Raw genomic sequence first — 14327 nt, 5'->3', positions numbered from 1 at the left:
TTAGATGATCAAACATTCACAAGTGAAAAAGACCATGTCTTTATGGACTGGTCCTTTTCTTTTTTAATCGATTTCTACCCGTATAGATGTACAGCTTGATCCATTACACTTTCCAATATCAGCAGGGCAAGCGGATACGGCCACAATGAGATCCATTTCAGCCCTCAGGCGAATGTAGTCACCTGGCAGCGATTTTGGCAGCTCGACAGACAGCTTTCCTTTTTCATCAATGACTGTATTCATAAAGGCATTAAAAGGATAATACATATCCTCCTTTGGAATTCCAAAAGGCTCAAAGGCAGTCCGCAAATTATCGTAGCATGTATGCATGACCTCTAAGTGCGTCCGTCCGTATAAAAGCTGATACATCTCTTGCCGGCAGGCGGGCATGTATAAATCATGGCATTCTACTGTATCTTCAATGATCGTAAACATCGGTTTATATAAATTTGAATAGAGCTTATCGCCTTTTTTTACTTTGGACGAGAACAAACTGTCCATCGTCGCACCTTGGTCAAATTTTTCATAAAAATCCTTTTCATGATAGGCCATCACATCTGCTACTTGCTGGCCTTCGACATCAACCACTCGCATACATTGGCCTTTTCCTAAACGAAAGCCGAGTCTACCCTTCGGTAAAATGACGTATTCTCCGTTCATCACATGCACTCCTTTCCATGACAGTATGCCCAAAATGTCCCCTTGATCATGTATAAAAAAAAGACGTGGTCACAAGCTAATGTCATTGAAATAGAAAGGTGTTGCACTTGCATTGAAAGAAGAACAATCTTTATCTTGGTGGCAGCTTTCTCTCATCGGAGTCGGCTGTACAATTGGCACTGGGTTCTTCCTTGGCTCCAGCATCGCCATTACAAAATCCGGTTATTCCGTCTGCATCTCCTTTTTGCTTGCTGCGGTCGGAACGTATCTCGTTTTTAAACATTTGGCTGCGATGACAGCCGATAATCCTGATAAAGGGTCATTTTGTTCCTATGCTCGTAAAGCATATGGACGCTGGGCAGGATTTAGTAATGGCTGGGTGTATTGGTTTGCAGAAATGCTGATTACAGGAAGTCAGTTAACCGCCATTTCTCTATTTACCCGTCACTGGTTTCCTTCTGTTCCGCTTTGGGTGTTTTCTGCAATTTATTCCGCTCTTGCTCTGCTCGTCATTATCATTGGGCTTTCTTCTTTTCAAAAGACAGAAAATGTTCTGGCGGTACTGAAAACAGCGGCGATTTTTCTATTTATGATTCTTGCGGTGCTTGTATTATTCGGCATTTTGACAGAACATAAACCGACCCTTCATCTGCCTAATAAGGATCACGAATGGATGCCTCTTGGTCCGCTTGGTCTTTGGAATGGTTTGATTTATGCGTTTTATGCTTTTGGGGGGATTGAAGTCATGGGGCTGATGGCGGTTCATTTAAAGGACCCGAAAGATGCAGCAAAGGCTGGACGTGTCATGCTGATCATTCTAGCAGTCATCTATATCGTCTCAATCGGACTTGCTCTCTTGCTTGTCCCAGTGACAGCCTTTAATGAGAACAGCAGTCCATTTATTACTTCATTAGAGCCGTTTCATTTATCGATCTTTCTTCATATCTTTAATGGCATTTTCATCATTGCCGGTTTTTCAACATTGGTTGCCTCTCTCTATGCAGTCACAACGCTGCTCGGCACAATGTCAGAGCATCAGGATGCACCTGCTTGCTTTAAACAAAAAGATCCATCGCATGTGAGATGGTCTTCGATTATCTTAACTGCTGCTGGCTTAATTGTCTCGATTTTGCTTGCACTCTTTTTGTCCAAACACATCTACGAGCATCTCACAACAGCAGCCGGTCTTACTTTGCTGTATACATGGATCTTTATTCTGTTCTCAAGTAAAAAGCTATCCAAGCCATCCACTCGCCAAACGTGTGAAATGATTCTTGCGCTGCTCTTAATTGGAGCCGCCGTTTCAGGCACATTAACAGAGGCAAGCGGACGACCTGGCTTTTTTATCAGCCTTGGGATCATTGCAGTGATTGCCGTCATGGTGCTATTTATGAGGAAAAAGTGGAAACAGGATCAGACCGCATCATAATTTCATCATGTTTTTTAATGCAGTAAATGGACATTTGGCGGAGGCTGGTTTCTCCGCCTCTTCATCTGGGAGAAAGTACTGCTTCCATTCATGATTGGTCGGATCCCCGTACCATTTTAATGATGGATGAACACTGACCTCATCATATGCTTTGAGCCGCTTGCGAACGAGCTGGCTCATTTTTTGTCCAAACTTGGTCGATCCATTCAATTTCTCAAACACCCATCTAGGCTGAAATGCCATCATGACATAAGGGAAGTGGCGGCTTTTTCTGAGCTTGTGAGCAGGTGTGGAACATAAAATAAAATACGCTTCACCATGGAAGCAATACTCCCACTCATGATGATGAGTATCTAGCGGAATCTCCTCAGGCCATGGTTCTTCATCTTTATGATGCAGCCGTTGAAGCAGCGACCAAAACTGCTGCTCAAACTCTTCAAGCGAACTTTCCTTTAAATCCTGCGGTGTTTCAAAAAAACAGATAAATGAAGCATATTGACCGGTTTCTTTCGCACAGCTTTGATATTCTTTAAGCAGCTGGGCTAATTCATCCACTGCTTCCTCTTCCCTCGGGTCACCAACAAATCCATAGCGTAAATGATCGAGAAAAAATCCCTGTCTTCCGGGTACACAAGGGAATGTATCTGCTTCATCTCCGACCATCTCGCCAAATTGTTTGAAAGCATCCTGCTTCCATTCTTCTAGTGATCGTAGATTTTGATCAAGGCAACTTTTTGCATACAGCTGGGCCATTTCCTTCCACCTCGTTTTAGCGTCTTCTCCACAGCCTATGAGGTGGAAATGGCTGTGGTGACTGTCCTCCCACGACTTTCCTTGCGCATGACAAGATGGGGATTTCCATTCAAATGGAGCAGGTATTTGTTTCTCTTATTCTATTATGCAGATCAGCCTAGCGTAAGTTAATAGAGCGCCTTTCGTCATTTCTACGATTGGCTCTTCATCAAAAAGACGGAATCCAGCACCCAATAAATAAGGGCTGCGCAGAAGCTAAACAAATAAACTTTATAGCTGATGAACACAACAAGTCCATAATCAATCCATAAAGCCAAAGCCGAGCAAACCACCCAGGCCGCAATAAAATAAATCAATAAGTCACGGCTTCGAAATCTTTTAGGATGCCGGTGTAAAACAAGCTGAATTGGTACAGCAAAAATGACATAAGCAAGCAAAATGAACAGACTGGTCATCTCCACATAACTGAAGCCCGCTTCAGATGGCATAAATAAAAACGTATAAACAAATGTTGCTGTGATGACTGATAAAATCAACATACACAAATAATTAAATACTGGCAGAAACATACGCATAGCAGAAGCTCCTTCAAGCCATTTTCTATTCCACCATTATTCAAGAATGTGTTATGTCTGTCAATACTTACAAAAAAACAGACTGAATGTATCAGTCTGCTTCAGATTACTGACAAAGGGCTAAAATGATTTTTTATTTTAGCCCTTTTTCTTCTTTTCAGCGTGATAGAAAATCTTTGCAGCCCTAGGAAGGACGAGCATCGGAGCGGAGCGAATTTGACATTCGTGAGCACCGGCGCGCAGGACTGCGGGCGAATGCGAGGGTTTGTCTACACGCTGAAACAGACTGGATGTGTCAGTCTGTTTTTCTACCCAATCAACGCCATAATCCCTTGATACCCAAAATAGACGCCAAAACCAAGTAAAGATAGTCCTGCAAGAACGGATAAGCCATGTAACACACGTTCACTTAAATAACGCCTAAACGAACTAGCTAGCAGTGCCATGCTGAAATCCCAGATCAGCATGCCAATAAAAATAGCCATACTGTACATGAGCATTTGGGAAGCTCCATACTTTTCGATCGTATTGGCTAAGATGCTGCCGTAGATGCCAAGCCAAAACAAAATACTGAGCGGATTAGATAAAGAAATGAAAAATCCGGTCATGAACGAATGGCCAACTGATGTGTTTCCGCTATCCTTTTTCGGACTCTCCTGTAAATTGATTTTACGCAGACTTTCAATACCGGTATAGGTCAGAACGAAAAAGCCGAACAGCCACAAAAAGGTTTTTACAAGAGGTGCAGTCAAAAGCTGGGCGACACCAAAATAGATGAGAAGCATATAGACAATATCCGCAGCCATAGCCCCCACACCAAAAATCCACGCATGCCAAAATCCACTTTTAATACCTCTGTCGATTTGGGCTGCATTGACTGGCCCAACAGGCGCTGAAAGCGACAACCCTAAAAAGATATAACCAAAAAACACCGCCACATAGACGTCCTCCTTTTGATGCTGACTTGTACATGTTATTCAAACTTTCTGCGTTTTAGTACAAGTCCTTTGACATCATTTCAGGGGGACCTTGGGGAGCGGCTTGATCATGTGCTTAGCCTTTCAGTTCCGTCTGCTGCGGGTGTACTGTTTCTTTTTTCTTAGAACGATTCATTTGAATCGCAGCTACAAACAAAAGAACAGCTAAGAAAGCAAATACAAAGACGGCACTTGCCGCTCCTGCCCATTCAAGACTAAATCCAATCAAAAAGGACAAGCAGGCTCCGCCTAAGCTCGCGGCTGCAATAAAATAACTCGTCGCCTCATCGATGGCATTTTCAATCATTAGCGCTGATGCTGTCAGTGCGATTGGGAACATGCCAGCTGCGCAAAGGCCGATGAAAAAGATGAGAATCAGCTGCGCAGTAATGTGGGTTGTCAGAGCGAATATCACAAGCAGCAAAATCATCAGTGATGCGCTTAGCTTTAAAAAACGCAGCGGGTGCAGCTGATCAGCTTTTCTCGCAATCACAGTCCTGCCAATGACGATCGCTGTCCAGAAAGTAGAGACCGCAAAGAGGCCCCAATTTTCTCCCCCCTTTTCCAGCATGATCGACGGCAAAAAGTTCGCAAAGTTCGTTTCAATCCCTGCGTAGAAAAAGGCAAAGCAAATCATAATCACCACAATCATTCGATTTTTTCGATCAACAAGTAAGGACGGTTTCCTCATCTCTCCTGTGGAAGGAGCATCCATCTGTCCATGAGGCAGTTTGTTCATAAAAACAAGCCAGAGCATGAGGAAAAATGTCAGCGCACCCACCTGGAATAAAAACACATACTGCCATGTCTGCTCTGTGACAGTCAGCAAAATCACTAGCGGAAATAACAGTGCACCTAATCCAAAAAAGACCTCCATGATACTGATTCGCTTTGCACTATTAGCCATCGAAATGACATACGCACCGGCTGTTGTCTCAAGACTGCCTGCGCCGCTCCCAAGAAAAAAACCTGCCAGCACAAGCGTCGTCCAGCCCGGCACCAACAGCCCCAGCAGAAGTGAGCCAATCATCAGCAAAAGACCCATCGTCAGCACAGCGCCATAGCCTCTTTTTCTCACTAGAATGGGGGATAGCAGAACACCTGTCAAAAAACCAATAAACTGAAAAAAAATTAAAGATGATAATTCCCCAGGACCCTTATCATAACTCGACAGCAAATAAGGCGTTAAGCTGCCAAAGAACACATGAATGGTCCCAATAAAAAAATAAAAGACACAGCCAAAATAAAATACCTTTTTCATCTTTTCACTTCCTCTAAAAAGGAGCGGAGTCATGACATCCTCCGCTCCACCTCTTTAATATGCCTGAGCAGAGACAACTGCCTCTTCCCTCTCAAAGCATGTATTGAGCGCAGCCTGCGCGCGATAACCATCTTCAAAATCAGCGACCTTCATATGAGTTGGGTATGGATCAGTATTCACCCAATGCATCAGCTGATCGCGGAATGTATCGGACCATCCGTAAAATTCATTCGGCGGATCTGTCAGCAAGGTTTGCGGCATTTGATGACGCTCCACACACAATCCATCACTGATCTCATATTCGTTTTTCATGTTCGTATGGTATTTGAATACCTTGTCATGACCAACGACTTCTACACTAAATCCACATTCCTCAGGCTGCGTACTTTTGGATGTCACCAAATGAAAGAACACTTGATTCTCCATCTGCCCGAAAATTTCGGTATGATCATCCACTTGTACCTTTTTCTCTTCTTTTTCCTTTACACGTGTCAGCATCTTGGTGTTAAGTGATTCTTTCTTCATTTCACTGCCAAATAAGTACCACAGCATATCAATCAAATGAATGCCAAGATCTCCTAGCGCACCGCTCGTACGCAGACTTTCGCCGCTGTCTCTCCATGAAAATGTCTTTCTTCTGAGGGCACTGTTTTTCTTAAAATGAGTTCTGACGGTCAAAATACGGCCTAATTCTCCGTTGGCAATCAAGTTCTTCAATATATTCACAAAGGATAAATAACGATAGTTAAAGCCCATACTGGCTTGAACTTGGAACTGTTTGGCTGTCTCTACCATTTCCTTCGCTTCCTTCAGCGACACAGCCATCGGTTTTTCACATAAAATCGGCTGTCCTGCTCTTAGCGACTGAAGGGCATGGTCCTTATGACAAAAATTAGGGGAAGCAATGATCAACCCATCAGATGCATCTGCAAGTGTCTCGATACTTGAATACACACGTCCGCCGTACTGTTTAATGAATCCCTGTGCGACCGACTCATGCAAATCATAGACACCGGATAATTCTGCACCTTTGATCGTTGATAATGCTCTTGCATGTGCTTTTGCAATATTCCCTGCTCCAACAATTCCAATTTTCTTCATGAATGTGCCTCCTCATGTTTATACATCACTGTTTTCAGAGTTTCATAGATTCCTTTTGCATACCCATGATGACAAATTTGGTGATGGTGCCGTTTGGCTTCGCCTGTCGCATTTTGGACAAGGAAACCGTGCGTGACGGATTGAAGCATCCGCAAATCGTTCCCACTATCACCAAACGCAAAGCCTTGATCTTTCGATAGATCATATTGGTTCAGCATAAAGCGGACAATTTCATCCTTCCCTGTTCCTACTGGTAAAAAATCGACATCATAGCAATCCGCAGGATCTCCTGCAAGCGGGTTGCATTTGTTGATGTTGACCGCCACACCCCGCTCTTTAGCCAGTGTTTGAATAAATGATAGATGATGAAGATCCGTCCGTTCATCCTGCTCTTGATAATAGAAATTCTTTTTATACCCTGAGCTGCCCAGCTGCGTTTGCGGTCTAAGGGAAATGCCCTTTTCTCGGACAGTTTCCAGGATGTCTTCGATTTTTTCATCTGAAAAGCCCTGTGCATCCAGCCGCTTCATCCACTCTGCATCTGGCTGTCCAAAATGAACATCCGACGTATATACAATCTCAGTCCCTAAGTTCGACGCAATGAAATGCGGGAATTGATGAAACCCGCCTTTTTCCATTTTGCTCGTGACAGAATCGAGGCTGCTTCCCGTCACCCAGCCCAGCAAAAGCTGTCCCGCTTCACTCTTTTCTGCTACAAAGGCTTCCAGCCGCTTGACATCCTCTCTCTGCTCCTCTGTCATTTCGTGAGAATAATACGTTTCATCAAAATCACAGAAGACGATCCACTGCGGATTCTTCGGCTGATTCAGCAGTTTTTTATTGAATGGAAGACTTGATAACATGATGAACCCCCTCGATGACCTTCTCCTGATCTTGCAGCGGCATTCCTGGGTAAAGTGGCAAGTGAAGTAATTGCTGCGCTGCCTTTTCCGTGTGCGGTAGTGTTGTTTGTCTATACTTTTGAGAAACAAGATTTGTTTGATGCTGATGCGATAGGATCGGGTAATAGACATCCGTCTCTATGCCCATTTCCAGCAATTTCGCTGCCAGTTCATCTCGCTCTCCCTTCAGTACTCTAATCGGGAATAGATGCCATACATGATCATCCGTCAGCTTCGGAAGCTTCATGTATCCTTCATCCTCAAGCGTTTGCAGCTGGTCAATATATCGCTTGGCTAAGTAAAAACGTTTAAAGTTTTGCAGTCCTAAATACTTCATTCGTTCGAGTCCGATTGCTGCCTGCAAATTATCAATTTTGGAATTAAAGCCGTAGTCGCTGCGTTTGACATTTTTCTTTCCAGCTTCAAAGCCGTGATAGCTGATCTCCATGCATTTTTCCGCTAAGGCCTCATCGTTTGTAGCGATGGCGCCTGCCTTTCCGCAGACCCCAAGGTTTTTGTATGGATTAAAGCTGAGAACAAGTCCATCTCCATAAGCACCAAGGCCACTGCTGCCAATCGCTTGACAGCCATCTTCAATGATTTTCAGCCCATGCTGTTTCGCAATCGCCGAAATAGCCTTCATATCCGCTTGCTTTCCATATAAATGAACCGGTAGAATGCATACCGTTTTATCTGTGATATGCTTCTCTATTTCACTCGCTGCGAGGCAGTAGGTTTCTGGATCGATATCGGCATATACCGGAACAGCCCCAATGGCAAGCACTGCATTTTCTGTTGCAGCAAAGCTGTTGGCTGGCAAAATCACCTCGTCTCCCGGATGGACGCCTGCCGATATGAGACTGATCATCAAGGCATCTGTTCCACTTGACGTGGCTATGACATATTTTTTCCCTAAGTACTCAGCAATCGCCTTTTCAAAGGTCGGAATATATGGCCCTGAAGTAAAACGGCCAGAGCTCAATACTTCCTTCAACACCAGCATAATATCATCGATTTCATCCTCTGAAATCAGTTTATCAACCGGCAGAAACGGTATCTTTTTTTCCTTATTTTGTTTATAATGGAAGAGAATTTTTTCCAAACCTGTGCGTTCTATATCTTGCTCAAGGAACGTCACCAGCTTTTCATTTGCTAGATGCTTTTCAACTGAATCGGCTTTTACTTGAACACCTTGATTGATCATATCCAGCAAAGGAAGATAATCCTTGCTTTTACCTGATATCTTCGTCAATATTTGCATTCCATTCCCTCCAATTAATCAATTCCTTTTGTTAATATTTAACTTGTTTCACATTGTAAATGATGTTATCGATTTCAGAACAATAACTTTGTGTAAAGGATTTGTTAATATGTGTACAATTTATGAAATTGCCAAACGCTGCGGGGTTTCAACCACCACCGTTTCCAGAGTGCTAAACCATCACCCATATGTGTCAGAAGAAAAACGGCAGCTCATCTTACAGGTGATGAAAGAAATGGAATATACACCGAGTTCAGCAGCCCGCACACTAAGGTCACATCAGACAAAAACCATTGCTGTGTCTGTCCCAGCTGTGGACCATCCTTTTTTTGCACAATTGATTAAAGGCATTTCAAAAGAAGCCCTTGATCAAGGATATAAAGCCATCGTGCTTCAGACGTTTTATCAAGAGGCATTAGAGCTTGAAGGACTTCAATTATTAAAAAGAAGAGAAGTAGATGGGGTTATATTGGGGGCGTTAGAAAATACGTGGGAGAAAATTGAGCCATTTTTAACGAACGGCCCCATTGTCATGGCAAATGAATATCATCAAACAGCAAACATCCCGATTATTGGATACGATGAACGGGAAGCTGCCTATAAAGCGGTGGACTACTTGATTCGGTCGGGGCGAAAATCGATTGGGTTTTGCTTTGATACAGAAAGCAGTGAAGCGCAGAAACAAAGAAAACAGGGCTATCTTGATGCACTCTCTGCTCACGGTTTGCCGCTGCAAGATGATTGGCTGTTTGGAGAGGCTTTTACAATTGAAGACGGCTTTCGCTTAATGGAGGTCATCCATCGCATGACGGATGCACCTGATGCCATTTTCACCGGCAATGATCAAGTTGCAGCAGGGCTCATTAAACAGGCCATTTCATATGGCTATCAAATCCCCGAGGATCTAGCGGTCATCGGCTATGACAACCAAGACATATGCGAAGTGACAGCTCCAACGATCACCACGATTGACATACCGATCGTAGAGCTTGGTCAGCGGTCAGTACAGCAAATGATCGCGCTTCTGCAAGACCAAAAACCATTACAGCGCGAACATATCCAGCTGCCTACCCGGCTCGTGACAAGAGAATCTACATAAAGAAAAAGACTGGGAGAGATCCCAGTCTTTTTTAATCTATCAACCTATAAAAATTGAGCAAGAATGAATGTCCATATACATACAATGCCGAGCAGAATGAAGCTGTACTTCACGGTCTTTTTGAAGAGCTCAGATTCTTTCCCTGTTTCTCCAACAGCTGCTGTAGCGATAGCGATAGATTGTGGAGAAATTAATTTCGCCATCACACCACCGGTCGTGTTCGCCCCAATCAACAAACCTGCCTGTGAGCCGATTTGAGAAGCAGTGACCGCTTGAAGGTTACCGAATAAGGCGTTGTTACTCACGACAGATCCAGTAATAAACACACCGATCCAGCCAAGCACCGGGCTGACAAGTGGGAACAAATCACCTGTTTTGGCAAGAGCAAGTCCAATCGCAGAACTTAGTCCAGCAAAGTTCGCCAGGTTGGCAAAGCCCATGACAAAACAAATGGTAAGAACGGGGAGCCAAAGCTCTTTCACCGCTGCTTTTAAGCAGGCAGCGCCTTCTGTCAACGTAATATGTCTGCTAAACAGCCCTGTCAGCATCACCGCAATCAGAATGGCAGTACCCGTTGCACTGATGACATCAATTTTAAAGATCGCATCAATAGGTGTTTCCGTTTGTGCAATTGGTGGTAATTTCACAATTTGCTGATGTAAAAATGGCATTTTCACTAAAATGGTCGTCCAGTTAAGCGGTCCTCCTACAGCAAACAATGCTTTAAATGCTGGCAGACTCCATACCGTAATAACCGCAGTTAAAATATAGAACGGAGACCATGCTTTCAGTATTTCAACGCCGCGATACGTTTGTTTCTGTTCAATATCTGGCGCTCCTTCTTCTCGATAAATGTTTTTTGGCTGCCATTTCCGAAGAAACAAAGCCAAAATTCCCATACTTGATAAGGCAGAAATAATATTGGCAAGCTCAGGACCCATCGTCACCATGGTAACAGCTTGCAAAATGGTATAGGTTCCACTCACAACAAGCAAGGCTGGCAGAGTTTCTTTGATTCCTTTGAATCCATCTACAATCAGAATGAGTAGGAACGGAATACAGAATGAAATAAACGGGATCGTATATACAAGGGTTTGAGATAACGCAAGCGGCGTCATATTGCCCATTTGCGCCCCTGTAATCACTGGGATTCCCACAGCACCAAATGCACCAGATGCAGCATTGGCAATTAAGCAGAGCATCGCGGCTTTCAGCGGTTTAAACCCAAGCTCTGTTAAGAGAGCGGCACTGATCGCAATCGGTACACCAAACCCAGCAGCACCTTCTAAAAATGCGTTAAAGCTAAAACCTATTAATAAGAGCTGAAGACGTTGATCTTGAGAGATTCCTGCAATACTAGAACGAATGACATCGAACTTACCAGATTTCACTGCAATTTTATAGAGCCATACCGCCATAATCACGATATATCCAATCGGCCACAGCCCATTAGATATACCGAGCAGCACAGCAGATAATGCCTTTTCAACTGGCATATGGAAGAAGAAAACAGCTGTTACAAAACTGACGATTAAGGTAAAACAAGCGGCTAAAACACCTTTTAACTTAAAAACGGTTAATGCAAGTAGGAAAAACAAGATTGGGAGCATTGCCACCAATGCACTGACGAATTCATTACCAAACGGATCATATATTTGCTGCCACATAGTGATTCATCCTTTTCTGCTCAGATAGGTTGCTTTTGATTGATTAAAAATGAGGAGCCAAAATCTCTTTTAACACATTCACACTGTGTGCAAATTTTTCTTTCTCCGTGTCGTTTAGTGCAAGCTCCATTACTTCTGTTGCGCCATTTCGATTCACAAGGGCTGGTACACCAATGTAGACATCTTCTGCTCCGTACTCACCATCCAAGTAAGTGCTGACCGTTAAAATGCTGTTTTCATTGTGCAGGATCGCTCTTGTAATGCGGGCTAAACTCATTGCTACGCCGTAGTAAGTAGCGCCTTTTTTCTCAATGATTTGGTAAGCGGCATGACGGACATTTTCCATGATTTCATCTAAGTCTTCTTGTTTGTATTGATCATTTCTCTTCATTAATTCTGTAATTGGTACACTTCCGATATTCGCATGACTCCAAACAGCAAGCTCAGTATCCCCATGTTCGCCAATGATGTACGCATGCACATTGTGTGCCGCTGCTTCAAAATACTCACTGAGCATGTATCTAAATCTTGCCGTATCAAGCGTCGTACCACTGCCAATCACTCGTTCTTTTGGAAGTCCACTGAATTTCCAAGTCGCATATGTCAAAATATCAACTGGGTTCGTAGCAACTAAGAAAATACCATCGAATCCGCTTTTCATCACATTGTCTACAATGCCTTTAAATATATTTAAATTTTTCTCAACAAGGTCAAGTCTCGTTTCACCTGGCTTTTGGTTTGCACCAGCACAGATACATACAATGTCTGCATCCTTACAATCCTCATAATCTCCATACCAAGTATTCACAGGATGCGGGGCAAATGCTTTCCCGTGGTTTAAATCCATGACGTCACCCATTGCTTTGTCTTGATTCAAATCGATAACAACCAATTCATCTGTGATCGCTTGATTTATTAATGTAAAGGCATAACTGCTGCCGACGAAACCTGCTCCAATAAGGGCTACTTTGTTTACTTTTTCGTTTGTCATTTATCTCATCCTCCTGAGTAAAACTCGGCTGTTTTTATTATGTGAAGTATTTCACATTCTTATTGTGCAATACTTCACAAACTTTTGCAAGGGGGTTGCTCAAAAAAAATATGTAGCGAATTTGTGAACACATTTATTGTGCTTTCAAAGCGCTGGTTCCATACATATTTCCACAAGAAAAAAGCTGCCAAACGCTCTTCGGCAGCTTCATACATGTTTAATAAGGGCCCCAGTTGATCATGACCCCAATACAAATAAATACAAGACCAATGACAAACCAAATGAGGGCAAGCGGCACCATAAAACGCAGCCACTTTACATAAGGAATACCACTTGCAGCAAGCACAGCCATCAACACACCAGATGTCGGATTGATACAGTTGACCACCCCTTCACCAAGCATTACTGCTTCTACAGCTACCTGTCTTGTGATGCCCATTAAATCAGCGAGCGGCGCAAGAATCGGGATAAAGACAACGGCTTCTCCTGATCCTGATGAAATCAAAAAGTGAAGAAGCGCACTCGCAATATACATCCCGATCGCACCAGCAATTGGACTAAAGCCTGTCAGCATACTTGCCAAGCCGTTGACCACTGTATCAAGCAGCTTCCCATTTTCTAAAATGACCGAAATACAGCGTGCCATCCCAACAATAAGTGCGCCGTATACAAGGCTTTGACAGCCTACAATAAACGTTTTCGCAATATCATTGGCCGCTAATCCTCCAAGCAAGCCAGCTGCAATTGCCATAAAAATGAACACACCGGCCATTTCCTTATCGGTCCAGCCAAGCTGAAGTGCGCCATATAAGAACCCTCCAAGAGACAATCCGCATACTGCTAAAATCAGCTTATGTCTGCCAGTGAATGCAGGCTTGTCCACAGATTCCGCATCTGCTCCGCCAAGCCCCTTAGCAGGAAACCATTGATCGCCAAGAATGCTTCCCTTGTCTTTATTCTTCAGACGTCTTGTATATAAATAGATGTACACAATACTAGAAATAAGGAAACAAAGATAAATGATGACACGCAGGCCAATGCCAGAAAAGATCGGCAGCTCTGCGATCGTTTGTGATAAACCTAATGGAGATGGAGATAAAATCGTTGCATTAAACCCTGCGTAACAGCCGATGTATATGACAGCCGCTCCTGCTACAGCATCCCATTTCAAGGATCGTGCCACAATGATGCCAATCGGAATAAACCCAATAACAGAGTTCACGACAATTCCGGTCGTTCCAAGGACTGAAAATAATCCCCCAACAATACAAATAAACAATAATTGCTTCGTTTGAAACCGGCTGATGACATGGTGAATCATCCCGTTAATAGCACCTGTCTTCTCCAAAATGGCAATGGTTCCGCCCGTAAATAGAATCAGAAAAATAATAGATGCGGACCCTACCATTCCTTCTTGTATCGCAGTGAAAAAGCCCACTGGACTCACTGGTGATTGATCAATGCGGTGATAGCTGCCAGGAACGGCCGTTGTGATCTCCCCAGATGTCTTTCGGTCAAACTCACCCGCTGGTACAAAATACGTTGCTATCGTACAAATCAGTGCAATCATAAATAAGAGAACATACGCATCCGGCATTTGAAGTTTTCGTTTCTGTTTCTCTGGTGCTGATACTGTCGCAGTTTTCATGTG

13 protein-coding genes are annotated in these 14327 nt (G+C 43.5%); 2 read left to right on the top strand and 11 right to left on the bottom strand.

Annotation, left to right across the window (positions count from 1 at the left end; translation table 11 throughout):
- Window positions 1-63: 63 nt before the first annotated feature.
- Window positions 64-660, bottom strand: coding sequence for a DUF1989 domain-containing protein (locus AOQ70_RS00195; protein WP_047202087.1), 597 nt, complete (start codon window positions 658-660; stop codon window positions 64-66).
- A 112-nt stretch (window positions 661-772) separates the two neighbouring features.
- Between AOQ70_RS00195 and AOQ70_RS00190 the strand changes: the two genes are divergently transcribed.
- Window positions 773-2089, top strand: a complete 1317-nt coding sequence (locus AOQ70_RS00190) for an amino acid permease (protein WP_039176332.1) — start codon at window positions 773-775, stop codon at window positions 2087-2089.
- Here AOQ70_RS00190 and AOQ70_RS00185 read toward each other — a convergent pair.
- From AOQ70_RS00185 to AOQ70_RS00155, 7 genes are all read right to left on the bottom strand, one after another.
- The gene (locus AOQ70_RS00185; protein ID WP_059374380.1) at window positions 2084-2842 is read right to left on the bottom strand and encodes a YqcI/YcgG family protein; all 759 of its coding nucleotides are present in this window, start codon (window positions 2840-2842) and stop codon (window positions 2084-2086) included. The genes AOQ70_RS00190 and AOQ70_RS00185 overlap by 6 nt on opposite strands.
- Window positions 2843-3033: 191 nt before the next feature.
- On the bottom strand, window positions 3034-3417 hold the full coding sequence (locus AOQ70_RS00180) for a UPF0715 family protein (protein WP_059374378.1): 384 nt from the start codon (window positions 3415-3417) through the stop codon (window positions 3034-3036).
- A 308-nt stretch (window positions 3418-3725) separates the two neighbouring features.
- The gene (locus AOQ70_RS00175) at window positions 3726-4355 is read right to left on the bottom strand and encodes a LysE family translocator (RefSeq protein WP_059374376.1); all 630 of its coding nucleotides are present in this window, start codon (window positions 4353-4355) and stop codon (window positions 3726-3728) included.
- A 115-nt stretch (window positions 4356-4470) separates the two neighbouring features.
- Window positions 4471-5655 carry an MFS transporter gene (locus tag AOQ70_RS00170; protein ID WP_059374374.1) on the bottom strand — a complete coding sequence of 395 codons (1185 nt, stop codon included), beginning with the start codon at window positions 5653-5655 and terminating at the stop codon, window positions 4471-4473.
- Between the two features lie 54 nt (window positions 5656-5709).
- Window positions 5710-6756, bottom strand: a complete 1047-nt coding sequence (locus tag AOQ70_RS00165) for a Gfo/Idh/MocA family protein (RefSeq protein ID WP_039176319.1) — start codon at window positions 6754-6756, stop codon at window positions 5710-5712.
- Window positions 6753-7619: an HAD-IIB family hydrolase gene (locus tag AOQ70_RS00160; protein WP_039176316.1), complete on the bottom strand. Its 867-nt coding sequence runs from the start codon at window positions 7617-7619 to the stop codon at window positions 6753-6755. Before AOQ70_RS00160 ends, AOQ70_RS00165 begins: the two co-directional genes overlap by 4 nt.
- Window positions 7594-8919: a DegT/DnrJ/EryC1/StrS family aminotransferase gene (locus AOQ70_RS00155; protein WP_058837276.1), complete on the bottom strand. Its 1326-nt coding sequence runs from the start codon at window positions 8917-8919 to the stop codon at window positions 7594-7596. Before AOQ70_RS00155 ends, AOQ70_RS00160 begins: the two co-directional genes overlap by 26 nt.
- 109 nt (window positions 8920-9028) lie before the next feature.
- Here AOQ70_RS00155 and AOQ70_RS00150 point away from each other — a divergent pair, with 109 nt between their 5' ends.
- The gene (locus AOQ70_RS00150; protein ID WP_059374372.1) at window positions 9029-10018 is read left to right on the top strand and encodes a LacI family DNA-binding transcriptional regulator; all 990 of its coding nucleotides are present in this window, start codon (window positions 9029-9031) and stop codon (window positions 10016-10018) included.
- Between the two features lie 44 nt (window positions 10019-10062).
- On the opposite strand, the gene AOQ70_RS00145 is transcribed toward AOQ70_RS00150, so the two are convergent.
- The 3 genes from AOQ70_RS00145 to AOQ70_RS00135 all read right to left on the bottom strand — a co-directional run bounded on the left by AOQ70_RS00145 (window position 10063) and on the right by AOQ70_RS00135 (window position 14324).
- Entirely contained in the window at window positions 10063-11685 is a 1623-nt protein-coding gene (locus AOQ70_RS00145; protein WP_059374370.1) for an L-lactate permease, read from the bottom strand.
- 43 nt (window positions 11686-11728) lie between these two features.
- Window positions 11729-12676, bottom strand: a complete 948-nt coding sequence (locus AOQ70_RS00140) for an L-lactate dehydrogenase (protein WP_039176305.1) — start codon at window positions 12674-12676, stop codon at window positions 11729-11731.
- 217 nt (window positions 12677-12893) lie between these two features.
- Complete coding sequence (locus AOQ70_RS00135; protein WP_059374369.1) at window positions 12894-14324, bottom strand: YfcC family protein; 1431 nt, start codon at window positions 14322-14324, stop codon at window positions 12894-12896.
- Between the last annotated feature and the right edge of the window lie 3 nt (window positions 14325-14327).

Origin of the sequence: Bacillus sp. AM 13(2015) (assembly GCF_001518755.1) — a bacterium.
Classification (GTDB): Bacteria; Bacillota; Bacilli; order Bacillales; family Bacillaceae; genus Bacillus; species Bacillus safensis.
This window is presented reverse-complemented; position numbering and strand designations above follow the sequence as displayed.